Source organism: Clostridium saccharoperbutylacetonicum N1-4(HMT) (assembly GCF_000340885.1).
In the GTDB taxonomy this organism is placed as follows: domain Bacteria; phylum Bacillota; class Clostridia; order Clostridiales; family Clostridiaceae; genus Clostridium; species Clostridium saccharoperbutylacetonicum.
In genome coordinates, this window is sequence record NC_020291.1 from 5,144,932 (window position 1) to 5,170,192 (window position 25,261).

The window sequence follows — 25,261 nt, forward strand, 5'->3', positions numbered from 1 at the left end:
CTCCAAATTATTTTCTTAGGATACTCTTACAATACTATGTATATTGTAATAATATTTTGTTTAATTATATCTCATTCTTTAGATAATTACAATTTGTAACAACTTTATCATTTATATTTATTATTTAACTTAATATATTTCTAGGTTACTTGCCTATAAAACAAAAAGCATCTGCAGTACAGATGCTTTCACTATTATAAATGATTTACTTAGTTAGTATATATGTTAAGATTACCTTTTTCTAAATCATCTATTTATGGACCAAAACCCTATCTTCTTTATTTGGACTTTCAAATCTCACTGATGTTGGATCTGGTGTCTTATGTGAAGGTCCAGGTGTTGATAAATCAAAATAAAGTTTAGAATCTTTTGTAACCCCAAAATCTTTATTTGATCCTGTATTTTGAACTTTATTCAATGCCTCTCTAAACAATGCATTATGTGCTTCTTCTCTATTTAACAAGAAATCAATTGTTGCTCTAACTTCTTTATCTTGAATTTGACGATACAAATATTCATATACTACTTTCGCTCTTTGTTCAGATGCTATATTAGATAATAAATCTGCAACTAAATCTCCAGTAACTGTTACATAATTGGCTGTCCATGGCTCTCCAGAAGAATTAATTAATACAGGTGACAATCCACACTGAACATGAGTTTGAATTTCTCCACTAGTAACTTTTTGATTATCAACTTCATGACCATTAAGTAAATTTATTGTTTGCGCTACCATTTCCATATGACTAAGTTCTTCTGCTCCAATATCCATAAATAAATCTTTTATTTCAGTATCTTTTATTCTAAAACTTTGTGAAATATACTGCATTGCAGCTTTAAGTTCTCCATTACCTCCACCTAACTGTTCCTGCATTAATACTGCATACTGAGGGTTTATTCTCTCTACCTTTACATCCTTTAATAACTCCTTTTTATGTTCAAACACAAATAACACCTCCTAATAATATAAATATTACACTTTTAGTATTTCTACTTTCATTTTTAAATATTCATTTCAAATTTATTTTGTAGAAATATGTATAATTCTAATTCATATATACATTCATAATTTATATTTGCTAGATTTCATTAAGCTTTTCCCATAACAATCCAGTTAAAAACTTATAAATATAATAATAAACTCTCAAAGTGGTAACGTTTTTTGTAGAAATTTTAGATTTTTTGGGTATATATTGCTATTTACCTTGCGTATTTATTAACTAATAGCGTATATTATAAGTAAGTAATTATCATTTTGTGTTATTATTTATTCAGTATTTTCAATAATAATACAATGTTTTTAGGGGGAATTTATGATGAAATGGTTTAATAACTTAAACATGTCAAAAAAACTAATACCTGCTTTTATAGGTATTGCATTACTAATAGCATTAGTTGGTTCTGTCGGAATACGAAACATGCAAATTATGAATAAAAATTCAAATACTGTTTATCAACAAAATCTTTTATCTATTGAACAAATGAATAAAATTAAGCAAAATATTTTAGAGATAAGATATAATCTATTAAAAATTTCAAATCAAGCCAATAAAGAAAATCAAAATCCTGGTTTGGAAAAAGAAATTTCAAATTACTCAGCTGAAACAGATGAACTTTTGAATACTTATGAAAAGAATTTTTTAACTGAAGAACAAAAACCAATCTTAGAAAAGTTAAAAAAGGATTTGCAAGAATTCAGATCAATCTATAATGATGTTATAAAATTATCAGATCAACAAGATTTTGAAAAATCTAAAGTTAGATTTACTGAAATAGCTACTGCAAGAGCTAATGTATTTAAAGGGTTAGATGATCTAATTCAAATTAATGAAGAACTTGCTGCCAATTCACATAGCCAAAATTCAAATGCATACAATTCTTCATTATATTTCATACTGACTGTGGTTATCATTGGATTAGCGCTTTCTATAATAATTGGTACATCTATATCAGTCATCATTTCAAAACAATTGAAACAAGTCTTAAATTTTGCAGAAGCAATTGGTGAAGGTGATTTAACCAATAAAATAGCTATAGATAGTAGAGATGAAATAGGACGACTTTCAAAAGCTTTAAATAAAGCTGGTGAACACATAAAGGAACTTATAACTAAAATAGTAATTAGCGCCGAAAAAATAAATTCTTCTAGTGGAGATTTATCTGCTACTACCGAAGAAATATCATCAATGATGAATACTTCTGGAGAAGCCACTGAATCTATTGCTAAGGGTGCGCAAGATTTAAGTGCTACAACAGAAGAAGTCCATGCTTCCATGGATGAAATAGCACGAGATACGCATGACTTAGCAGATAAATCCGAAGAATCAAAAACTTCTGGAGATGAAATAAACAAAAGAGCTATTGAAATCAAACAAAAAGCTGCTGAAAATATTAAACAAGGTAATATAATATATGAAGAAAAGAAACTTAATATAATAAAAGCTATTGAAGAAGGTAAAGTTGTTGAAGAAGTCAAGATAATGGCTGATTCAATTGGAAGTATATCTGAACAAACTAATTTACTTGCACTAAATGCAGCTATAGAAGCAGCTCGGGCAGGAGAACAAGGAAAAGGCTTTGCAGTAGTAGCTGATGAAGTAAGACAGCTAGCCGAACAATCTTCTGAAGCTGTAATTCAAATTCAAAATATGGTTACTCAAGTTAGAAATGCTTTTGATGCCATATCTTCAAGTGGCCAAGATATATTAGATTATATTGCCAATAATGTACAACCAAGTTATAACTTGTTGCTAGATACAGGTGTACAATATGAAAAAGATGCTGAATTTGTTAGTCACATGGCTATAGGTATATTTAATGCCACTAAACATATGAATGACACGGTAACTCAAGTCAATAAAGCCTTTGAAAGTGTTTCTCTCACAGCTGAAGAATCAGCTGCAAGCTCTGAAGAAGTATTAGCCAGCATCAGTGAAATTACTAAAGTAGTAGCTCAAGTTGCAGATTCAGCTCAAAGTCAAGCTGAACTAGCATTAGAATTACACGAACTAGTTCAAAAATTCAAGATTTAATTCTATTTATAATAAGTTTAAGCACAATCTAATGATTTATATATTAATCATTAGATTGTGCTTATTTTAACTACCTATATTAACCAATCACCATTCTTAAACACTTGAATTTTTTCACCATCAGCTGTTTCACCAATAATTTCAAGGTCTGCTGAACCTACCATAAAATCAACATGTGTTAATGAATCATTAACACCATTTTCTAAAAGTTCCTCTTCCGACATATTGTCACTATCTTTCAAGCAACTTGGATATGCTTTACCAAATGCAAAATGACAAGATGCATTTTCATCAAATAATGTATTATAAAATATCAATCCTGAATTTGATATCGGCGAATTATATCCAACCAAAGCAACTTCTCCAAGATATCTTGCGCCTTCATCAGTATCCAAAATTCCCTTTAATATTTCTTCTCCCTTTTCTGCTGAAAAATCAATTATCTTTCCATCTTTAAAAGTCAATTTAAAATTATCTATTAAATTACCACCATAATTTAATGGCTTTTTACTAGTAACATAACCATTTACACCATCTCTCTTTGGAAGTGTAAATACTTCCTCAGTTGGCATATTAGCTACAAATTTAGCACCATCTTTAGTATATTCTGCTCCTGCTAACCATTCATGTCCTTTTGGAAGCTCCACAGCTAAATCTGTACCTTCAGATTTGTAATAAAGAAATTTAAAACTTTTTTCATTCAAATAATTTTTTCTAGTTTCTAATTTTGATAAATGTTCTTCCCACGCCAAAATCGGTGACTCTTTATCTACTCTTACTATTTTAAATATTGATTTCCAAAGCTTCTCAACAGCTTCTGTCTCTGACACATTTGGAAATACCTTTTTAGCCCATCCTTTTGTAGGTATTGATACAACACACCATGGCACTTCATTACTCATATAAGCATCATTAACCTTTTTCAAAGTTTTACTTGCTGTTTTAAGTTGAGCCGCTATTTTATTTGGATCCACTCCTCCTAAAAGCTCTGGATCTTGTGCCGCTATACTAATTAATCCAGTTTTTTCTTTTATAAGTTGTTCTCTTGCTAGTGCACGATATATTGGCTCCATTTCAAAACTCTCCATCGGAGCTTTATTATATCTTATTAATGAAAGCTGCTCATCATTATATTCTACTATTACATTTATAGCTCCAGCTTCATAAGCTTTTTCCGCTATCATTCTAGCAAACTCTGCACATTCTATTGGTGAATTTATAAGTAACTGTTGATTTTGTTGTAAATTAATACCTGTTTTAACTACAAGTTCTGCATATTTTTTTAAAATTTCTGTATTCATTTTTACTATCTCCTATAATTTTGTGATATTTTTACCATAATTATATCACACTTTACAATAATCATTATTCGGTTAAAATATTAATTTTAATTAACAGATTAAAATAGAAAAAGGATACTTAAGCTTTATACACAAAAAGTATCCTTTTTCATAGTTCACAAATCTAATCTAGATATCTTTTTTAGTTTTATTTTCATAATTCCAATACATTATCAATGCAATAATTGAAAAAATTGCAGGGCCAACAACACTCCAAATTGTAGTTTGCATATCACCTTCTAATGCAGGCTGTATAATTGAAAACAAATTCGCAAGCCCTACTGTTAAAACAACTATACAAGTCCAAAAGTTAGCACTTCCTTGAGATTTAAATACTACAAAAGGTTTATTTATTTCGCTTTTCTTCTTAAAGTAAGGAAATGCAGCTGCTATAAACATATATGGAAGTGTCATTGCAACATTGGTCATAGATACAAGTATATTAAAGAATGCAGCCATTGAATTTCCTCCAAATGCTACTAATGCTATTACTATACAAACTATTGTTGCTTGAATCCACATTGCATTAATAGGCAATCCATTTTTAGTTTCTCCAATTTTACCAGGCCAGAGTTTAGCTGGCGTACCTTCTATTATCTGCTTCAATGGTGAATACATTAGCGTAAAAAATGCTCCAGACAGTGCCAAGAACATTGAAAGTCCAACAAATCTTGCAACACCATGGCCTAAAGCTACAGCCACAGCCTCACTTGCTCCAAAAGCAGAACCAAGTGAATATCCTAAATTAGACATAACTATATAACTTGCATTTCCTAAATTAACATTTTTGATTCCCATTACTGTTGACCAGTTTGTAAATACCCCAACTAATAATATTCCTAATGAATATCCTACTGAAATTATAGCTGATGATATTAATATTCCCTTTGGAAAAGTTCTTTCTGCATTCTCAGTTTCATCAACTAATCCTCCAACTGCTTCTATTCCTCCATATGCAAACAAAGCATAAACCACAAATGCTAAAGAAGCAATTATATCTCCTGAATATTTAGGATTTGGTGTTTGTGTAAATGAACTAATACCTATAATCGGTTCAGCCAATTGTCCACCATTTCCTAAAAATACGCATATTGCACCAATCCATAAAAATACGTTCAATAACAAAACCGCTGTTCCACCTAATGAAGTTACCTTCTTTATTTTTTCAAGGCCTTTAGTAGATGTATATGTCACTGTTATTATCCATATAATTCCCAAAACTCCTAATACCTGTGGTCCTTGAAGTCCTAATATACTCCAGTTTTGTGTTGTATCTTCTCCAAATATAGCATTTGATACTGGAACCCACATACCAGATGACACATTAACCATCCATGTTATATAAGAGAAGTACCACATAAAGGTTCCTATAAATGCAAATCTTGGTCCAATAGATTTCTCCATCCATGAATAGATTCCACCTTTTTCTTCTTTAAAAGCGGCTCCCATTTCAGCTACCATTAATGCAAATGGAACAAAGAATGTTATCCCTGATAATATATACCAAGGAATCGCAGCATACCCCATCTTATAAAATGATCTTGGAATATTGTTAAATCCATATACAGATGTAAAAATCATTAATGCTAAAGGTATCAACGTTAATTTTTTTGATGATTTTTCTTTCGCTTTCATTTTTCCTCCTTAATTTATATTGTAATCATTATCATTAGAACAAAAAATTTTTCGTATGTTTTTACAATTTCACTCAATGTAATATTTTAATTATAATTTTATTTTTTCCACACCATTCTATTTTATGTATCCATTCTGACAACTCATTTTAATATAATAAATTTCTTCTTTTTAAATTTTACAGAATTTTAAAAGCTTAATGTAGTAACACTAAGCTAATCACAAATTATATTATATTTTATCCATGCCTATAATGCAATGTTTACTTTATTACGCAAAAGAGAAGCTTCTCATATAACTAGAGTTAGCTTCCCTTAGATATTGATTCAAATTTATTTTAACCTGGCATTACACACTCAAAAAGTTTACTTCCCATCTTTCCTAATACCACGCATAATCCTAAATTTATTAAAGCTACAATGAAAATAAAAATCTTTGAAACGGCTGTATAAGATACAATTATGAAAAGACCAGGCATTAATAATGATCCTATAAACAATGCTATTCCTAGATATATTTTTATTTTTAAATATGGTGGAGATAGTTTTTTAAATCGAACTTTTGCATCATAAATTCCAGCTACAAATGCCATTATAACAGTTATTGGGAAAAATATAGACAATGTTTTATTTACTGTAAGTAAATTATTACTCATATCTTCTGGTAATATAAACGATAATATGAAAAATCCTAATATAAATACAGCTATAGCTTCTGGGAAATGTACAGATATTGGATGCAAATGTAAATCTAAAATCTTTTGTCTTTTTTCATTAATATTAAACTTATGTTCAACAAAGGCTGTCTTCGGAACTCCACAAGCTGGACAAACATCTTTTAATTCTGCCTCTTCCATTATAAATCCACAAACTTTACAACGTACGTACTTCTTCATATTCTAACCTCCTCAAAATTATAGCTAATTTATTTTAACTATATTACCTATATATATATTATCTCTCAATACTACCTATTTTCGCAAGTTTTTCATATATTTTTCACAAAAATACTTTATCCTACAGTTTCTATTCAAAAATATAAGAATAATAGAATTGCTTAACATCTTCTATTATTCTTATTCACCAAAAAATTCTATACTTTTTCTTATATAATTATTTTCCTACCTTCATTTACTGCTTCAACCCTATTTTTAACTCCAAGTTTGGAGTATATGTTTATTATATGAGTTTTTACAGTTGATATGGATATAAATAGCTTTTCTCCAATTTCTTTATTACTCAGCCCATCTATTAAAGCCTGAAGAACTTCTATTTCTCTAGGACTTAAAACTTCATTTTTATCCCTTATCCCCATTAAATCACAAAGCTTCTTTACAAATACTTTATTATCTGCATCTTCTAATAATTGAGTTTTAAATTTTTGTATTATTTCTTTTAAATAAACTCTTGTTTTATAATAAGGAAATAATATATCTTCATCCCTAGAATAATATATTGCTTCTTTAAGACTGTTTATACATTCTCTTGAATTTTCTAATTTAATTTTATCCAATACTATTACTTTCCAAATTAATGAATATACAAGTAAATATCCAATTCCACTTTTTCTACAAGCAAATACAATATTGCTAAACTCATCAAAACTCTCTTTATATTTCTCTTTTTTATACAGAACCATCCCATAAGTTAACCTTAAAATATCGGGATAAACTGATTTTTTATACTTTTCCTTAAACATCTTTATAAATTCATCATATTCCTCTACTTTTATCCTATTTTCAAAAAACAACAATCTAATTTTAAGTGCCAGCATTTGAATATAAGAATAGTTATCTTTATTTTCTTTATCTATGTTATTTAATAATTTTTCGCACTCATCAATATTACCTTGTATATATTTTACTTCTGCAAGATTATAATTAATGTTAACCTCTAAAGGTTTAAAAGCAGCTCTTTCTTTAAACTCTTCAAGTGTTTTTTGGGCTTCCGTTAAAAGTTGTTCTGCCTCTTTATCCATAAGTTTTTTAATATAAATTCCTGGAAGTCCAACTGTTCTCATTATATCAAAACAAAACCTATAATTTTTATTATTAATTTGTTCATTTAATTCTTCATAGTACTTTAAACACTCATTTAGCTTTCCTATACTTTCCAACACAGAAACTTTATTATATTTATATATTAAATCCACATAGCGGTTATTTAATTCTTTATTTGATTCTTTAATTAGTTCCATCATTTCAAAAGATTTTGTGTATTCATTAGCAAATCCTAATGCCCATGACGCTAAAATATAGTAAACTGTCTTAGTAAGCACATTTAAATCCTTATCAATTTCTTTAGGAAAATTAAAGCAACTCTCTTCTACATAAGTATTATTTAATATAATACCAAATAATTTAATCGCATTCCCAAGGTTATTCTCCTTGCTATAATTAAGTGATTTAATTATTGTGTTGCATCTCTCATAATCTAAATTTAAATAATTGAAAAATAATGAGATAAGCGTTAAATCTGCGCTTCCATTATAATATTCTAATGGAAATTCATTTAATACTTTTGTTGATACAATGTTATGTGCATTTTCTTCTAGTATTTTTAATGCACTATTATATCTATTATAATTTATATAAATCCTTATAACTTCATCATAATTATTCTCTTTAATTAATGAAGCTGTAAGCCTATCTATAATATCATTTTTGACGCTTTCTTCATATTTATCAAAAAGTTCTACAAGATGCTGCCTTAAGATATTATGATATCTATATATCTTTTTTTCTTCATCGATTGTAATTATCAACATATTTTTTTCTATTAAATTCTTTATTATTTTAAAGCCATCCTTATTATCAATATCTTTATAAATATCAGGATTCACATAGTTTAAGGGCGAAGTTTTAACCAAAAAATCAATTTCATCTTGTGACAAACTCCCTATAATTTCATTATTCATATAATCAATAAATAATTTATTTCCACGCGGTATATTTTTTATAGTTTTATTATTTCCTAATACAGTTAACAAAAGCTTAATTGCTCCTACCCAGCCCTCCGTAATTGAATAGATTTCTTTAATTATAGCCTCATCAATGATTTTATAAGTATTATTTTTTATAAATTCCTCTGTTTCTATTAAAGACAAATTAAAATCTGCTGAACCTACTGTAACTATTCCACCTTTCATAAGAATATTTCCTAGATAAAGTTTAACATCATATCTTGAAATCAAGATAAAATGTACATTTTCTGAAGAATTTGCTACAAAATATTCAATAGTTTCAAGTAGAAATTGATCTTCTATATAGTGAAAATCATCTAATACTATAAATAGCGTGTCTTTATTTATAAGTTCGTTAATTAAGGATGATATCAATTCAAAAATATCCTCTCTTTTTACTAATGGATTTATCATATCAATGTAAAAATTCAAATCTTCAATATTATCTTTTAATCCATGTAAAACATAAGTCCAAAAGTAAGTTAAATCATCACTGTTTTCATCTAATGAAAGCCACATATAATTAGCTTTATCTTCAATGTAATTAGAAATAAGTGTACTTTTGCCAACAGCAGCTCCACCTTTTACAACTGCCAGCTTATTTTCTTTAATGTTAAGAAGCTTGTCTTGTATATTTTTATTTCTATGAATCATATTTTTACTTTTTGGTCTTATTAGTCTTGTATGAAGAATATTTTTCATTTAAATCACCCTAATAACTTATTTTGTTGTATATATTTTAGCATATATTGGCTTTTCTGAGCTTAATTTTATTTATTAAATATGAAAGAATTATCATTATTATACAAAGAAAAATAACATTAATTATATCAATATAATTTGTCTTTCCGTTTTCTAGTGCAATTGTAAAATTCAAAATATGCTTTTGTGGCATTATATCACTAATTATATTTATTAAAGTATTATTAGAAATAGTAAAGAAGCTTCCTGCAAGCAAAGTAGTTATTATATTAATCATAACTCCTAACATACTTGCACTTTCTTCTTCTTTTACAATTGAAGAAATTAATAATCCAAAAGCCGAAGCTAATAAAGCTAATACCAACACTATAAAATCCAATTCAAATACAGTAACATTTGTATCTAATTTCAGCACTTCTTTTGCTATTGTTACTACTATTACAGTTGGGACAAAAATCATAATAAAGACTGAAACAAAATGGCTTAATATATACTGTTCATAAGATATATCAGCACTTATAACTCTTTTTGATATCCCCTTTTTTTCATTAAAGTAAAATCTATAAAGCATTACTCCTAATAATATTATAAACATAGTTATATATCCAACTATATTAGCAGCCACACCTCTCTTTTCACCATCTTTAATTTCAACATTTTCTCCATTAGCTATTTTCAATAACTTGCTTTTAAAATCATTTCCTTTAACAGTATCTACCTGTACTTTCCCATCTTCATAATATATTACAGCATCATACTTGTTTTTTACCAAATCCGAAAGAGGCACTTTATTTTTAAGTTGTGTGATATTAGCCTGAGTACTGTTAAAATTAATATTATCATTTCTAACCACTCCAATATTTGCTCTTTCAACAAAACTACTTGAAAAATATATAGCAGCTACTATAACTATTGGTGTTATAATAATAGGCATTATCAAATAGGTTTTACTATTTATCATTCTATATAAAATTCCTTTTATAACATTTATCATATAAATTCTCCTTATCTTTCAGAATAATTAGTTCTATCTTCAATTTATGGCTTACGGTCTTGAAATTCATTCATCCTCTAACCTATATATAATCTTCTGGTTTATAATTAATATGCACAACAATCAGACATATTATAGAGAGAAAAATCAATCCTAAAATAATTGCATTATAGTTTTCAAAATTATTATCATATATTACATTAAAACTCGAATCTAATATCCACTTTATAGGTGATAAGTTTGAAACTTTACTAATAACTTTTCCTAAACTATCTACAGGAAAAAACATTCCAGAAAGTAGTGCTAAAACAGCTCCTATATCTGAAAGTATCATATTAGTAAGCTCCTCTTCCTTTATAATCACACATAATGCGCCTCCAATTGTAACTGTAAACAGCAAAAATGCCCAAAACAATCCTAGTATATATACAAAATTACTTCCACCAAAATTTACTAGTCCAAAATAATTCATCAATGACATATTTATAGAAACTGTTATTATCATAAATAAATATGAACTTAGTATCTTAGACATGTAAATAGATATTTTTGAAACTGGTGCATAAGCTATCCTTATATTTCCCTGCCTTAACTTCTTTTCCAAAAAAGTGTTTGGAGTTATTGTAATAGACATAATTATTATATATATCATCATAGTAACGCCATAATAATCATAGGAGGTAATTCCCTCTCCTCCATAAAGACTTGAAAATACGAAGCCAAATAACCCCAATAAAAGCCAAGGATAAATAACACATGCCATTACAACAACAGGCGTTGTAATTAAATTTTTAAAATCTTGCTTAATAAGCTTCCAAAAAACCATTTTATTCACCTCTAATCCCTTAAGTTTCTTCCTGTAAGCTTTAGAAATACCATTTCTAAGTTTCCTTCTTCGCTTGTTATATGGCTTATTTTTATATTCCTTTCAATTAAGCCTAAAATAATCTTATCAAGATTTTCTATTTCCTTAATAGTTGTTATACTAAAACAATTCTCTGTAAGTTCAACTTTTTGAATTCCTTCTATTTCATATAAAAAATCAAACTTCATATTATCATTTTTCATAGACGATATTGATATTTTATAAACTCTTGTGTTTCTATAACTTTCCATCAGTTCTGGTATTGTACCTTCTGCTATCTTTTTTCCTTTGTCCATTATTACTACTCTATCGGCTATCTCCTCAACCTCTTCCATATAATGAGTTGTATAAATTATTGTAGTACCAGTATCTCTTAGTTTTTTAATTGATTCTAATATGTGATTTCTTGATTGCGGATCAATTCCTACAGTAGGCTCATCTAATATTAATATCTTTGGCTTATGAGCTATTGCACAAGCAATATTAAGTCTCCTCTTCATCCCTCCTGAAAAGGTTATTGGCTTGCTATTCTTTTTATCCTCTAGCCCAACCATCCTTAAAGCTTCTAATACAGCATCTTTAAGTTCTTTTCCTCTCAACCCATACAAGGATGTAAAAAATTCAATATTTTTATATGCAGATATCTCTTCAAATATGGCAAGTTCCTGCGGCACTATGCCTAGCTGAGCTTTTATCCACCTTTTATTATCCTTTATGTCGCTTCCAAAGAATTTTATTTCGCCATCATCATGCTTTAATATGGTAGAAAGAATATTTATTGTTGTACTTTTTCCTGCCCCATTAGGTCCTAAAAATCCTAGTATCTCCCCTTTAAACAAATTGAACTCTAATCCATTAACAGCCTTATTCTCCTTATAATATTTTATTAAATTTTTTACTTCTAATATTGTTTCCATTAATCTCACCTCTTAAAACTATATTACTCTCTAGTCCTTGTAGTTGTATTCAACCGAAAGGTTGATTTTAATATATTAAAAACCAGGACTGCCAAAGTTTATTTACTTATTCTTCCATTTTATAATTTCATGCAATAAAAAAAGCCTTAGATTTCTCTAAAACTATCTGTTCATAAGTTCTATAAAATTATCATGTCTCATTAAAAGTGAAAAATAAATGCTGAAAACTGCTAGAAATGAGTTTGCCATCGGTACAATACTTAAAATCACCAGGCTCATAATTACTTGCCAACAAAATTTATTATGTTTAAAGTCTATATTTTTCCTATTTATTAATACTCTAATTAGAAACAATAACAAAAATATGTAACTTAACAATGTTGATACAGAAAATAGAAATAACATATGGAATCAAACTCCTTTGTCATAATATAAATTTATTTGTCTCTACTAGAATTATATACCTATATTCTCCTATTTACCAATTATTCAACTTTTTTATTACATTACCATTATTATCTTTACTCTCCTTAAAATATATTAAAAAAACCTAAATATTATTAATATTTAATAATATTTAGGGTTGACGATTTAATAAAAATATCTTTTTTATTATTACATTTTTTCAGGCACTTCCATGCCTAATAAATCTAAAGCAGTTTCTAAAATATTTACAGTTAAGGCTAATAGGTTAAGCCAAGAAACCTTCTTTTCCTTATCTTCTTCTGTTAATATTCTATTTTCATGATAGAATCTATTGAATAAATTTGATATTTCATAAATAAATTCACATAATCTATTAGGTGATTTATCCTTAAATGTGCTTTCAACAACAGAACTAAATCTTACAAATGCAAGCATTAAATCTCTTTCTACATCACTAGCGGGAACCTTAATTTCACTTGCAAAATCTCCAAGTTCTTCCTTAGCTTTATTAAGAATAGATTTTATTCTAACTGCTGTATATAAAATATATGGTCCTGTATTTCCTTCAAAAGAAGAGAATTTATCAATATCAAAAATATAATCCTTTGTAGGTATATTTGATAAATCTCCATATTTTAAAGCCGATAAACCAACTATTCTTGCTATTTCATCAACTTCATCTGCTGATATTCTATCATTATCATTAAGTCTTTCTTTAACATTACCTTTTATTATAGAAATAAGATCTTGAAGTCTCATAACTCCACCTTCTCTTGTTTTAAAAGGCTTTCCGTCTTTCCCATTCATAGTTCCAAATCCAACAAATTCAAAGTTTAATTCATCACATACAATTTTAGTCTTTCTAGCACATCTGAAAACCTGCTCAAAGTGTAAGCCTTGACGCTTATCAACTACATATATAATTTCCTTTGGATTATAATCCCTAACTCTTTCAATTATAGTTGCTAAATCAGTTGTTCCATAAAGTGATGCCCCATCTGACTTTTGTATTATAATTGGAGGCATTGGTTTCTTGTCTGTTTCCTCTTCTACTTCTATTACAAGAGCACCTTCACTTACATGAGTATAATTATTATCGTTGAAATATTTGATCATATCTTCTATATAAGGGTTTGCATCACTTTCACCCTTCCATAAATCAAACTCAACGTTAAGAGCTGCATAATTCCTTTTTAAATCAGAAACTGAAACATTAATTATATGCTTCCAAAGAGCTATATACCCTTTTTTTCCTTCTTGAAGTTCTGCTGTCGCCTTTTTAGCTAAAGCCATTGCTTCTTCATCACTCTTAGCAAGCTTGCTTGCAGCTGGATAAATATCCTCAAGTTCATCAATTGTAAATGGTGCTGCTTCTGGATATTCTCCAGTAAAGTTTTCATCAAAATATGGAAGCTCTGGATGTCTTCTTTGAACTTCTGTAATAACCATACCTATTTGAAGACCCCAGTCTCCTAAATGAACATCGCCTACTACTGAGTGACCTAAATATCTTCCAATTCTCTTTATTGATTCCCCAATAATAGCAGAACGTAAATGTCCAACGTGTAATGGTTTAGCAATATTAGCTCCGCCGTAATCCACTACTATAGTCATAGGTTTTTCAGCAACTGTACATCCAAACTTCTCATCTTTGTAGATATCGTTTATGTAGTTAGTTAAGAAGCCATCTTTTATATTTATGTTAATAAAACCAGGTGCAACAGCAGTAATATCTGCAAAAACTTCTTCTTGTTTTAAGACTTCTGCAACTTCATTCGCTATTGCTATTGGTGCTTTCTTATAAACCTTTGCTGCTTTTAATGCACCGTTACATTGATATTGACATAAGTCAGGTCTGTTTGATATTTCTACCTTACCATATTCCTTATCATAACCTAAGCTTTCAAAGTTAGCTTGAACTAATTCGGTTAATTGGATAACTAAATTTTTCATTGAAACCTCCTAAAATTACTAATATTTAAGTATTCTCAAAAAATACATTACAATCTTTATTTGTTTTTGAAGATACTAAAAATCAAAAAAGTCTCTTATGGATATAAGAGACAAATAATCTGTTAATAACTCCCTTTGATTCACAAAAATGAATCTGCAATAATAAATTAATTGTAATGCTAAGAGGCTTTTCTGTCAAGAATTGAACATATTATTCTTACTTTTTGTATATATATTACAATTGTCAATTTATAATCAATATTGATTTCCTATTGAAATCTTTAAGCTTTAGAGAATTAGTTTTACTGTATATAATATTAAAATCACTTTCATTTTTTCTTTAATATTATATAATATTAACATAATGTATTTTTAGGGAGGTTTAGTTTTTTATGAATAATGTTCTAACTGAAGAAAATATTAAAAAGCTAAGAGAAGAGTTAGATTATAGAATGACTGTAAAAAGAGCTGAAATTGCAAAAGAAAAATTGGTAGCTGCAGCACATGGTGATAGATCTGAAAATGCTGAATATAAAGAGGCCTGTAGAAACTACAGGGAAAATGATAATAGAATTCAATATTTATTAACTATGATTTCAACAGCAACCGTAATTGATGATACAGATTTAGATACATCAGTCCTTGGCATTAACAGCAAGGCTAAAATTAGATTTGTAGAAGATGGTGATGAAGCTATTATAAGTCTAGTAACAACTATGGATTTAGATCCTGAAAATATGCTAATAAGCATAGAATCTGATTTAGGAAAAGCTCTATCTGGGAAAAAAGTTGGAGATATTGCCGAAGTCAATGCTCCAGGTGAAAAATACACAGTTGAAATATTAGAAATACTATAGTTTTATAATTAAGTTTTATTTTTTGATGCTAATAAAATATCTGTACAAAATTAAAAACAACTAATGATGAGTGAAAAATAATCCCACTCAAGATTATTTTTCACTCATCATTAATTTTCCATACCTCATTTGATTTCTCCACCATGAAAAAAGCATTCATATACCTTAGTATCTTCAAAATAGATTTCTTCATGTCCTTGAAACCATTCAAATTCACCATTTATAATACAATGATACTTATATTGTCCATTTTGATAAATAATAGGTCCCCTGTATGGATTTTCTTTAGAAACTAAGCTCAAAGCTTCCTTTAAAAAACTACCTGAGAACCTCTCCTCTAAAACCCTTCCCATATAATTCATTGACCAAAATGGAATTTCATCTTTCCATAAAGCCTCTTCACCTGCGAATTGTTCTCCACCTAAATATGTATCTATATATTTTAAGCTTCCTTCTAAATATTCCAAATCATGTGAATTTGGCCTAGACGGTCTGATTTCTGGACCTTTTCCTGCATATGTTGCCTTTTTAGCTTTACATAAAAAGGTAATTATTTCTTCATTTATTGGCTTCTCTTTATTTTCCTTTATACATAATCGGCAATTTTCTTCATAATCATTAACCAATTTATCAATACTTACTTTAAAAAATTCACTCAGTAAAATTAAGTTTGCAATATCTGGATAAGAGTGTCCAACTTCCCATTTTGCCACCGCTTGTCTTGATATCCCTAAGAATTCCGCTAATTTTTCTTGTGATAATCCTTTTGCTTTTCTAAGTGTTTGTAACTGTTCTTGAAAACTCATCTTATATCCACCCCCATTATGAGTATACTTTGAATATTATCATATTTCTATCAAACAAATATAACAATCTTGTCAACTAATAGTTGCTTTTTCAAAAATTAAACTCACATTAATGTATTGATACATCATTGTGAGTCCTATTATTGTTATAATTTATACCTTCACTTATTTTATACAGAAGTATTTAATAGAAGTTATTCGTCTAATTTTAATCAAATAAAGCCCTATTACTCTGATTCATCAGAAAATACTCTTTCAATATGCATAGCAAGATAACCAATCTCTACAGCTTTAAAATCTTTTTTTAATTCACTGCCTAATTTCTTACATATTCCTTCTGCTATTGCAAATGATCTTGGGAATCTTTCACTTATATAGTCATTCATATCAAGCTTTATTTCTTCACCTTTTAATATTCTTGCAGCCATGTATTTAATATGACTCATAAGACGATTATAAGATAAGGATTCAATATCAATCTTCTTTCCAATACTATCTTCTATGGATGTGATACATGATCTAACAAGAATTGCTATTTCCATTGCCTGCGACACTTTCTCGTTGCCTAAACTTGAATGAATATGGATTGCTATATACCCTATCTCATCTTCATTTATCTCTACACCTACTAGATCTTTTATAATATCTTTCCCTTTGTAGGCCACCTCATATTCTTCTGGAAATAGTGCTTTAATATCTTGTGTGAATGGATTACTAATTTCTTCTTTATTTATTATTCTTTTTACCGCAAATGAAATATGATCAGCAAGAGGAAATAAAATGTTAGCATCAATCTTTTTAAATTTCTTTTCTGCTTCTAAAATGATTGAACTTGCAATTTCTAAGAACTCAGACTCTATATCATTAATTAAATCTTTTAATGGGCCTCTCTCTGTTTGTTGCTGCAAAAGATATATACTTGAATTATCAGGTGCTTCCATACGTTCATTTACTTTTTTACCAAAACCTATGCCTTTTCCAAGCAAAATGTATTCTTTATTAGTATCCATGTTGATTGCAAGCACACCATTATTATTTAGTGCTTTTATCACTCTGAACATCTTATTCCTCCTCCTTATATATTTTATTCTAATATATCAACTGCAATTAAAGCTTCTCCCATTTTTACTTCACCAATTTTTAATAACCGTACTTTTTGCTTTCTGCTTAATGTAGTACAAATACATGGTGATATAATTGATGGCGCATTGTTTTCTATAAATTCTAAGTCAAAGCTTAATAACTTGTCACCAGCTTTTACTTTATCACCATCTTTTACAAAAGTTTGAAAGCCTTTACCATCAAGTCTTACTGTATCTATTCCAATGTGTATAAGTAATTCAATTCCATCAGCTACGGTTACTCCAACTGCATGCTTTGAAGGGAATACAAAACTTATCATCCCATCTGCTGGCGCTACAACTATACCCTCACTTGGAATAACTACTGCTCCATCTCCCATCATTTTGCTTGCAAAAGCTTCATCCGGTGCCTCAGATAAATCTTTAGCTTCACCTGTTAATGGACTATTTAATATTATTGTATTAATAATTTTTCCTTGAATTTCTTTTTCATCAGCTTTTTCTTTTTCTAATACTGTATCCATTATAACTTCTTCATTTGGAGCTGTAATTAAATACTCCTCTAAATTTGATTTAATAACAGTTACCATTGGTCCATATATAATCTGAACCCCTGTACCTTTATGAACTACCCCTGATGCGCCAGTTTGTTTTAATAATGCCACATCAACCAATTCAGATTTATGTACTGTGCAACGTAATCTAGTAGCACAACAATCAATATCTGAAATGTTCTTTTTTCCACCAAGTGCTCTGCAAACCATGGCTGAAAATACATCTTCAACATTTTCACTTTGAGAATTTTTCTTAGCATTTACATCGCTTCTTGTATACAATTTAACTTCCTCAGCGTCCTCACGACCTGGAGTTTTTAAATCAAATTTCTTAATTAGAAATGTAAACAATACATAGTATACCACAAAATATCCAATCCCTACAATAACAACCCATATCCAACTTGTTTTAGCATTTCCTTGTAATATACCAAATAAAAACAAATCAATAAATCCACCTGAAAATGTCATGCCTACGCCAACACCACACATGTGCATTAACATATATGCAGCTCCTGCAAATATACAATGAATTCCATATAATGCTGGTGCAACAAATAAGAATGTAAATTCAATTGGTTCTGTAATCCCAGTAAGCATTGAAGTTAAAGCTGCTGATAATAACAATCCACCAACTACTTTTCTCTTTTCTGGTTTAGCACATTGATACATTGCAAGTGCTGCCCCAGGCAAACCAAATATCATTAGTGGAAACTTACCCGACATAAATCTTGTTGCTGAAACGCTGAAGTGTGTTATTCCTGGAGTTCCAAGCTCTGCAAAGAATATATTTTGCGCACCTTCAATAACTTTACCACCAACTTCTGCTGTCCCACCAACTGCTGTTTGCCAGAATGGTAAATAGAATACATGATGAAGTCCAAAAGGTATTAATAAACGTTCCATTAACCCATAAACCCAAGTTCCAGCATAGCCTGATGCAAGTACTATACTTCCAACTTTATAAATACATCCTTGAACTGGTGGCCAAATATAAAACATTAAAATTCCGACAATTAAATAAACTATAGAACTAATAATAGGTACAAACCTTGTTCCACCAAAGAATGATAATACTTGTGGAAATTTAATTTTATAATACTTGTTATGTAATACAGCAGTTCCAAGCCCTACAATAATACCACCAAAAACACCCATTTGTAATGAAGTAATACCCAGTACTGATACTGTTGCCCCAGTTAACATTGCCTCAGAACCACCATGAATTTTAATCATAGCACCAAGTGACGCATGCATTATGAGAAATGCAATACCAGCAGCTAAAGCTGCAACTTCTTTTTCTTTTTTAGACATACCAATTGCAACGCCTATTGCAAATATTAAAGATAAGTTATTGAATACTATATTTCCTGCATCATTCATTACTAAAAGAAGGGCATTAATAATTGTACCAGGACCTATTAACTCAGTAAGTCCATAGGCATCAAGCATTGTACTATTTGTAAACGACCCACCAATTCCTAAAAAAAGACCTGCCACTGGTAAAATCGCGATTGGAAGCATAAATGCTCTTCCTACACGTTGCAAAACACCAAAAATCTTCTCTTTCATTGTTTTCTCCTTTTTACTTTATTAGGTTTCTTTAACTTAGGGTGTTTTTTCTGCCTTTCGCGCGCAAAAAAGCATCAACCAACATAAACATCCTAAAATATTCACGTATAGTTAATGCCTACCTGTCAGTTACACACTATCTCATTATGAGAAATAATATCATATTTAAAATAATAGGTCAATATTTTTATTCCTATGTATTAATAGCTAATTTCTTGAAAGACTAATAATATACTACAATTTTCAATCAACAATTGTAAGTTAGCGAAATTATTTTGTTAGGAGTGATCATAGTGACCAAAGAAAGGACACCTTACAATCCAACCCCTGGAGATTATGATACAGAAAAGTTAACTGATCTCCATTCCTCAGAAACAAATCCATCTTCTTATGCTAGAAATATAAAACAAAATTCTGAAAATAAAAGTAGTCTTTCCGACTCCACAGAAAGGATACCTACATTATCAAAATATTCTAACATGAATTCTGATAATGATGAAATTGAAAAAAAAGGTGAAATATAAGCTGTTTATAAAATATTATTACTCTGAATTTTTAAAAGAAATGTAACAGCTCAAGATAATGCAAAAATATTATCTTGAGCCTTATTTATTTTATTAACCAATAAACACCATTAATTAAAATTCATAAAATATTTCATACTAGTCTTCTTCAATTCCTTAGTACTATATAAAACCTTATAATTTTTCACACCGATATTATCAGCTATTTTTTCTATAATTCTATTACAGCTTTCCCTATCCTTTTCGTGAATCATTGTATATAAATTATAGTCCCATGCTTCAAAGGGTTTTCTCTCATAACAGTGACTTACTTCAGAAATAGATGCCATATATTTTCCGATTCTATCTAAATCCTCACCACTGACCTTCCACACTACCATAGCATTAGCCTTAAAACCTGCTTTTCTATGGTAAATTATAGCTCCTATTCTCTTTAAAATGCCACTATCACTATAAGTTTTCATTTTGCTTAATAGTTCATCTTCATTTATATCAAGTTCTGTTGCCATTTCTCTATATGGATCTGCTGTAATTGAAATATCTTCTTGTAATCTTCGTATTATTTTCTTATCTAAATTATTAAGCATTATTATCATCTCCTTGAAAATTCAAAGCAACTTTTACTTTAAATAATTTAACAGATGGCAAACTTATTATTTGATCTAAAGCCGTTTTTTCTTTTATTTCTTGTAAAATATTATTTAAATTTTCATTTGAATTTGTTATTATTGTAAACCACATGTTATATTCATCTTCTCTTAAATAATTATGGGTTACTTCATAATAATCATTTATACAAGCTGCTACTTCATCAATTCTATTTTCAGGTACTTTAGCTGCACATAAGGTACTTGTATATCCTATTTTTCTAGAATTAAAAATCCCGCCTATTCGTCTTATAATCCCCTGATTTTTCAAATTATTTACTCGCTCTAAAACTTCATTTTCTGTAAGTAATAATTTTTCTCCTAATAATTTAAATGGCCTTTTATCTATTGGAATTTCATTTTGTATAAGATTAAGTAATTTTTTATCTATTGTATCCATAGAAATCCTCCATACCATAAATGAATTTTAATTGTTAAAAATACATATTCTATCTGAAGACATATAGTCACCGTCGTTATAATATGCTGCTCTTGCTCTGCAGCCTCCACAATTCTTTTTAGCTTTACAACTATTGCAAGTTCCTTTATAATCTTGAGTTCTTAGATTATTAAACAGCTCATTGCTCTTCCATATTTCATCAAAAGGCACTTCTTTAACATTACCAGCTACTTCTGGTAAATAAGCACAAGCTTGGACATCCCCTCTTGGATTAATAATACAATAATGCAATCCTGCTATACATCCTCTTTTAAATCTAATATCCATCCCAAGTTTTTCAGCAATTCTTACAAATTGAGGTGCACAGGTTGGTTTAATTTCTATATCTACTTCCTTTTGCTTTTTCATTATTGCTGTTAATAATTCTTCATATTCTTTTGAAGTTAATAGTTCATCTTCTATATTTTTTCCTCTTCCTGTAGGAACAAGGAAGAATATGTGATGAGCTGCTGCACCCATTGCAACTGAAAAATCTGTTAGACTTGTTATCTCATCTTTATTCCAATCCATAACTGTTGTATGTACTTGAAATCTAATTCCTAAATCTCTACAATTTTTCATAGCATAAATAGTGTCTTTAAATGCTGAATCGCTCCCTCTAAAATGATTATGTTTTTCCGAACTTAGACTATCAAGACTTATTCCTATTGCAGAAATTCCTGAATCTTTCAGCTTTTGTGCCATTTCGATTGTTATTAGAGTTCCGTTGGTTCCAAGTACAGGGCGAAGTCCAGCCTTAGCTGCATGACTTATTAACTCAAAAATATCTTCTCTCATTAATGGCTCTCCACCTGAGAAAATCATTATTTTAAAATTAGCTTTTGCAATTTCATCTATAAGTTTTTTTGCCTCTTCTGTAGTTAATTCTCCTTGACTCTCCTTACCTGAATCTCTATAGCAATGGCTGCATTTCAAATTACATTTATTTGTAGTATTCCACGATATTATCATTTTTCTCACTCACCTTTACTCAAGCTTCTCTTAATCAAAAATCATTAATCATATATTAGCAGCCAGAATGAATTTCTTCATCTGTAAGATAACATGCAGGATCTTCTGCCCAAAAATCATTATGTACAGCTTCTGCCCTTGTTCTAAAATTTCCATTACAAACATTTAGCCACTTACAATTAGAACATCTTCCTTTTAATAATTCCTTTCTATTTCTTAGTCCATTAAGTATTTCATTATTTGAATTTCTCCATATCTCCCCAAACTTCTCTTTTTTAACATTTCCAAAAGTATACTGCCAGGTAAATTGATCTGGATGAACATTCCCATAAAAATCCACATTAGCGAAAGCCATTCCTGACCTATTTCCACCATTTGTTTTTAAGAGTCTTAATATATTCTCACTTTTATCTTTATATTTTCCTAAAGAGCTCAAATATGTATACACTGCATCTGCATGATTATCTACAGTAAGAATCTCAACACTTGGTCCAAACTCTATAGCCTTACTTATAATCAAGTCTAAAACTTCTCTTGTTTCTTCCTTTGAAATATCTTCTTCCACCATCTTGCTTCCTCTTCCTGAATAAACCAAATGATAAAAGCATACCCTAGGGATTTTTTCTTCTTTTATTAATTTAAATATATCTTCTAATTCCTTATAATTATTTTTATTTATGGTAAATCTAAGCCCAACTTTTTGCCCTACTTCAATACAATTTCTAATTCCTCTTAAAGAACTTTCAAAGGCTCCGTTGACTCCTCTAAAATTATCATGATTTGAACCAATACCATCAAGGCTTACACCAACATAACCTAAATTTATTTTCTTTAAAGCTTTACAAATATCTTTATCTAAAAGAGTACCATTAGTTGATATGGTGCTTCTTATTTTTCTATTACTTGCATGTTCAATAATATCAAGAATATTTTCCTTCATTAAAGGTTCTCCGCCTGAAAACAGCAATGCTGGTACATTAAATTCTTTTAAATCATCAATAAATTTCTTTGATTCCTCTAAAGTTAATTCACCTTCATATCTCTTACTGTCTGAACTTGCATAACAATGCTTACATTTCAAATTACAAGTCTTTGTACAATTCCAAGCAACTACAGGTCCTCTTCCTGGACTTACTCCATACTTTTCTAATGAAGCTCCTTCAACATACCTTAAACTATCTCCATAGTTATTAGAATCACATAAAAGCTTAGTTATACTTATCATGTTTTCTCATCCCCCTCATAATGCCATATCTTATTATCAATAACTTTTCTTTTTTCATAATTGTTATATTTTGATTATACACTAAAAAGGTACAGATTGTTATATTTACTAATTATTTTAGTTGTATATTTTATGATATTAGGGCTTTTTATTTTTCTGAAGGAGTTAGATGATATTAGATTATTTCATTAAAAATAGTGAAGTTTGTTTTAATAACAATGAAAATTTTTTTATTTTAGATAAAGTAAAATTTAATACTTTCAGCAACTTAACTACGCTATTAAAATAGTAAGATTTTTTAAAGTATTGCTCAAAAAAAAGAAGACTCAAAACTTTGTATAACTTTGAATCTTCTTTTTTTGTAATTTTTAATGATATATAAGCTTATTTAACTTGAAGTAAAGCTCCTTTAAAGCCATTAGATAATGGGTTTAAATAATATGATTTCCCATTAGCGGAGCTCTTTATCCAGCCTACCTGCATAACTCCATTTTCATTCATGTAGTACCATCTACCACCTATGTTTTGCCATCCAGTTTGCTTTGACCCATCTGGTCCTATATAGAACCAGTCTGCTCCTATTTGCTGCCAACCTTCACCTAGTGATGTATTAAGACCGCTTGTACTACTTGTAGTTGATGATGAGTTTGTATTACTTGTACTAGATTCTCTTGTAATATTTAAAGTATATTCTCTTTCATTACTATCATCATCTTTAATCTTTACAGTAACTGTATTGCTACCTTCTGATAATGAAACTTTATCTTCCCAATCATCATTATCATCTACTTTATCACCATTTATTCTAACAGTGTAATCTGTATCTCCAGGTTTTGCATATACTTTAACACGATCAACTTTATTTTTAACAGTTATATCAAATGATGATTTCTTCTTATCAAAATTAAAATCAATATCATCATTATTATATGATAAAGTTAATTCATCTAAATAAATATCATCATTATTGTTGTCATTATTATCACTATCTTCTTGTTCTATCTTTAGGTTATATGTTTCTTTAAGATCAGACCCTTTATATGCTTTAAGTTTAAGAGTCATATTTCCTGAAATTTTAACATACTCATCTTGCTCAATTTCATTATCACTTTTGTATATTTTTACTTTATCACAATCAGTTCCTAGATCAATATCAGTAACTTTAATTTTGCTAACATTACTATTTACCTTAGCATATAAAGTTGTAGGAGCTTTTCCATCTATTTTACTCAACTTATACTTGCTATTATAACTGCTTTTAGAATATACATATACATTATCATCTTTATTAGTTTCTAATTTCACATCAGTAATATACCCTGAAGAATCTGCTGCATATGCTGTTTTTATCCCTAAATTCAAAACATTTGGTGCTGCAGTAGTTACCAAACTAAACGCTAAAGCAAATGATATTATTTTTTTAATACTTTTTCTATTCATTATCATCCCTACCTTATAATTACTAATTATTTTTATCTTTGAAATTGTAGTTTATTAAATAAGCATCCATAAATTCTGCATAACATATTTATTTTACAAAATTTACTATTTAATTATACTAAAAAATATTCAATCTTACCTTAAATTAACCTTAAATTTTAATATTATTTCTAATAATATTTTTTAAGATTTTAAATTTATCTAATTATAATACAATTCAAATTAATAAAGTGTTGCAAAAAAAAATAAAAAAATAACTGTCACATAAACAAGGTAATCTCTGTTTAGTGCAACAGCTACTTTTAATGAAATTCTAGT

General features: G+C 28.9%; 20 protein-coding genes. 3 read left to right on the plus strand and 17 right to left on the minus strand.

What is annotated here, in order from left to right; translation table 11 throughout:
- Positions 1-250 precede the first annotated feature (250 nt).
- On the minus strand, positions 251-946 hold the full coding sequence (locus tag CSPA_RS22880; protein ID WP_015394772.1) for a manganese catalase family protein: 696 nt from the start codon (positions 944-946) through the stop codon (positions 251-253).
- Positions 947-1,316: 370 nt separating this feature from the next.
- Between CSPA_RS22880 and CSPA_RS22885 the strand changes: the two genes are divergently transcribed.
- On the plus strand, positions 1,317-3,032 hold the full coding sequence (locus CSPA_RS22885; protein WP_017810386.1) for a methyl-accepting chemotaxis protein: 1,716 nt from the start codon (positions 1,317-1,319) through the stop codon (positions 3,030-3,032).
- A gap of 74 nt (positions 3,033-3,106) precedes the next feature.
- Here the strand turns inward: CSPA_RS22885 and CSPA_RS22890 are convergent, their stop codons facing one another.
- The 8 genes from CSPA_RS22890 to argS form a co-directional block, all read right to left on the minus strand.
- Positions 3,107-4,333, minus strand: coding sequence for an aminopeptidase (locus tag CSPA_RS22890; RefSeq protein WP_015394774.1), 1,227 nt, complete (start codon positions 4,331-4,333; stop codon positions 3,107-3,109).
- Between the two features lie 168 nt (positions 4,334-4,501).
- A complete protein-coding gene (gene yjeM, locus CSPA_RS22895; protein ID WP_015394775.1) occupies positions 4,502-6,007 on the minus strand; it encodes a glutamate/gamma-aminobutyrate family transporter YjeM in 1,506 nt (501 codons plus the stop codon).
- A 337-nt stretch (positions 6,008-6,344) separates the two neighbouring features.
- Positions 6,345-6,902, minus strand: a complete 558-nt coding sequence (locus CSPA_RS22900) for a rubredoxin-like domain-containing protein (RefSeq protein WP_015394776.1) — start codon at positions 6,900-6,902, stop codon at positions 6,345-6,347.
- A 209-nt stretch (positions 6,903-7,111) separates the two neighbouring features.
- Positions 7,112-9,670, minus strand: coding sequence for a LuxR C-terminal-related transcriptional regulator (locus CSPA_RS30835; protein ID WP_015394777.1), 2,559 nt, complete (start codon positions 9,668-9,670; stop codon positions 7,112-7,114).
- Positions 9,671-9,707: 37 nt separating this feature from the next.
- A complete protein-coding gene (locus tag CSPA_RS22910; RefSeq protein WP_015394778.1) occupies positions 9,708-10,664 on the minus strand; it encodes an ABC transporter permease in 957 nt (318 codons plus the stop codon).
- An 82-nt stretch (positions 10,665-10,746) separates the two neighbouring features.
- A complete protein-coding gene (locus CSPA_RS22915; protein ID WP_015394779.1) occupies positions 10,747-11,490 on the minus strand; it encodes an ABC transporter permease in 744 nt (247 codons plus the stop codon).
- 11 nt (positions 11,491-11,501) lie between these two features.
- Positions 11,502-12,446 (minus strand): ABC transporter ATP-binding protein, encoded by a 945-nt coding sequence (locus CSPA_RS22920; protein WP_015394780.1) that lies wholly within the window; start codon positions 12,444-12,446, stop codon positions 11,502-11,504.
- A 615-nt stretch (positions 12,447-13,061) separates the two neighbouring features.
- The gene (gene argS, locus CSPA_RS22930) at positions 13,062-14,825 is read right to left on the minus strand and encodes an arginine--tRNA ligase (protein ID WP_015394782.1); all 1,764 of its coding nucleotides are present in this window, start codon (positions 14,823-14,825) and stop codon (positions 13,062-13,064) included.
- A 392-nt stretch (positions 14,826-15,217) separates the two neighbouring features.
- Between argS and CSPA_RS22935 the strand changes: the two genes are divergently transcribed.
- A complete protein-coding gene (locus CSPA_RS22935) occupies positions 15,218-15,682 on the plus strand; it encodes a GreA/GreB family elongation factor (RefSeq protein WP_015394783.1) in 465 nt (154 codons plus the stop codon).
- A 125-nt stretch (positions 15,683-15,807) separates the two neighbouring features.
- Here the strand turns inward: CSPA_RS22935 and CSPA_RS22940 are convergent, their stop codons facing one another.
- The 3 genes from CSPA_RS22940 to CSPA_RS22950 form a co-directional block, all read right to left on the minus strand.
- Complete coding sequence (locus CSPA_RS22940; protein ID WP_015394784.1) at positions 15,808-16,488, minus strand: DUF5680 domain-containing protein; 681 nt, start codon at positions 16,486-16,488, stop codon at positions 15,808-15,810.
- A gap of 227 nt (positions 16,489-16,715) precedes the next feature.
- Positions 16,716-17,549, minus strand: a complete 834-nt coding sequence (locus tag CSPA_RS22945) for a PRD domain-containing protein (protein WP_015394785.1) — start codon at positions 17,547-17,549, stop codon at positions 16,716-16,718.
- A 23-nt stretch (positions 17,550-17,572) separates the two neighbouring features.
- Positions 17,573-19,696 (minus strand): PTS sugar transporter subunit IIABC, encoded by a 2,124-nt coding sequence (locus CSPA_RS22950; protein WP_015394786.1) that lies wholly within the window; start codon positions 19,694-19,696, stop codon positions 17,573-17,575.
- 293 nt (positions 19,697-19,989) lie between these two features.
- On the opposite strand from CSPA_RS22950, the gene CSPA_RS22955 reads away from it, so the two are divergent.
- On the plus strand, positions 19,990-20,220 hold the full coding sequence (locus CSPA_RS22955) for a hypothetical protein (RefSeq protein WP_015394787.1): 231 nt from the start codon (positions 19,990-19,992) through the stop codon (positions 20,218-20,220).
- 110 nt (positions 20,221-20,330) lie between these two features.
- Here CSPA_RS22955 and ahbB read toward each other — a convergent pair whose 3' ends face one another.
- The 5 genes from ahbB to CSPA_RS22980 all read right to left on the minus strand — a co-directional run bounded on the left by ahbB (position 20,331) and on the right by CSPA_RS22980 (position 24,943).
- A complete protein-coding gene (gene ahbB, locus CSPA_RS22960) occupies positions 20,331-20,807 on the minus strand; it encodes a siroheme decarboxylase subunit beta (RefSeq protein WP_015394788.1) in 477 nt (158 codons plus the stop codon).
- On the minus strand, positions 20,800-21,267 hold the full coding sequence (gene ahbA, locus CSPA_RS22965) for a siroheme decarboxylase subunit alpha (protein ID WP_015394789.1): 468 nt from the start codon (positions 21,265-21,267) through the stop codon (positions 20,800-20,802). The genes ahbB and ahbA overlap by 8 nt, the downstream gene beginning before the upstream one ends.
- 27 nt (positions 21,268-21,294) lie before the next feature.
- The gene (gene nirJ2, locus CSPA_RS22970; protein WP_015394790.1) at positions 21,295-22,278 is read right to left on the minus strand and encodes a putative heme d1 biosynthesis radical SAM protein NirJ2; all 984 of its coding nucleotides are present in this window, start codon (positions 22,276-22,278) and stop codon (positions 21,295-21,297) included.
- A 55-nt stretch (positions 22,279-22,333) separates the two neighbouring features.
- Entirely contained in the window at positions 22,334-23,503 is a 1,170-nt protein-coding gene (nirJ1, locus tag CSPA_RS22975; RefSeq protein ID WP_015394791.1) for a putative heme d1 biosynthesis radical SAM protein NirJ1, read from the minus strand.
- A gap of 384 nt (positions 23,504-23,887) precedes the next feature.
- Entirely contained in the window at positions 23,888-24,943 is a 1,056-nt protein-coding gene (locus CSPA_RS22980; protein WP_015394792.1) for a cadherin-like beta sandwich domain-containing protein, read from the minus strand.
- Between the last annotated feature and the right edge of the window lie 318 nt (positions 24,944-25,261).

What these genes read in the sequence shown, in the direction of transcription:
- yjeM (WP_015394775.1), bottom strand. Translation starts at nt 6,007, where the DNA reads ATGAAAGCGAAAGAAAAATCATCAAAAAAATTAACGTTGATACCTTTA.
- CSPA_RS22920 (WP_015394780.1), bottom strand. Translation starts at nt 12,446, where the DNA reads ATGGAAACAATATTAGAAGTAAAAAATTTAATAAAATATTATAAGGAG.
- CSPA_RS22900 (WP_015394776.1), bottom strand. Translation starts at nt 6,902, where the DNA reads ATGAAGAAGTACGTACGTTGTAAAGTTTGTGGATTTATAATGGAAGAG.
- nirJ1 (WP_015394791.1), bottom strand. Translation starts at nt 23,503, where the DNA reads ATGATAAGTATAACTAAGCTTTTATGTGATTCTAATAACTATGGAGAT.
- ahbB (WP_015394788.1), bottom strand. Translation starts at nt 20,807, where the DNA reads ATGCTTAATAATTTAGATAAGAAAATAATACGAAGATTACAAGAAGAT.
- CSPA_RS30835 (WP_015394777.1), bottom strand. Translation starts at nt 9,670, where the DNA reads ATGAAAAATATTCTTCATACAAGACTAATAAGACCAAAAAGTAAAAAT.
- CSPA_RS22915 (WP_015394779.1), bottom strand. Translation starts at nt 11,490, where the DNA reads ATGGTTTTTTGGAAGCTTATTAAGCAAGATTTTAAAAATTTAATTACA.
- CSPA_RS22945 (WP_015394785.1), bottom strand. Translation starts at nt 17,549, where the DNA reads ATGTTCAGAGTGATAAAAGCACTAAATAATAATGGTGTGCTTGCAATC.
- ahbA (WP_015394789.1), bottom strand. Translation starts at nt 21,267, where the DNA reads ATGGATACAATAGATAAAAAATTACTTAATCTTATACAAAATGAAATT.
- CSPA_RS22885 (WP_017810386.1), top strand. Translation starts at nt 1,317, where the DNA reads ATGAAATGGTTTAATAACTTAAACATGTCAAAAAAACTAATACCTGCT.
- CSPA_RS22890 (WP_015394774.1), bottom strand. Translation starts at nt 4,333, where the DNA reads ATGAATACAGAAATTTTAAAAAAATATGCAGAACTTGTAGTTAAAACA.
- CSPA_RS22940 (WP_015394784.1), bottom strand. Translation starts at nt 16,488, where the DNA reads ATGAGTTTTCAAGAACAGTTACAAACACTTAGAAAAGCAAAAGGATTA.
- nirJ2 (WP_015394790.1), bottom strand. Translation starts at nt 22,278, where the DNA reads ATGATAATATCGTGGAATACTACAAATAAATGTAATTTGAAATGCAGC.
- CSPA_RS22980 (WP_015394792.1), bottom strand. Translation starts at nt 24,943, where the DNA reads ATGAATAGAAAAAGTATTAAAAAAATAATATCATTTGCTTTAGCGTTT.
- CSPA_RS22910 (WP_015394778.1), bottom strand. Translation starts at nt 10,664, where the DNA reads ATGATAAATGTTATAAAAGGAATTTTATATAGAATGATAAATAGTAAA.
- CSPA_RS22950 (WP_015394786.1), bottom strand. Translation starts at nt 19,696, where the DNA reads ATGAAAGAGAAGATTTTTGGTGTTTTGCAACGTGTAGGAAGAGCATTT.
- argS (WP_015394782.1), bottom strand. Translation starts at nt 14,825, where the DNA reads ATGAAAAATTTAGTTATCCAATTAACCGAATTAGTTCAAGCTAACTTT.
- CSPA_RS22935 (WP_015394783.1), top strand. Translation starts at nt 15,218, where the DNA reads ATGAATAATGTTCTAACTGAAGAAAATATTAAAAAGCTAAGAGAAGAG.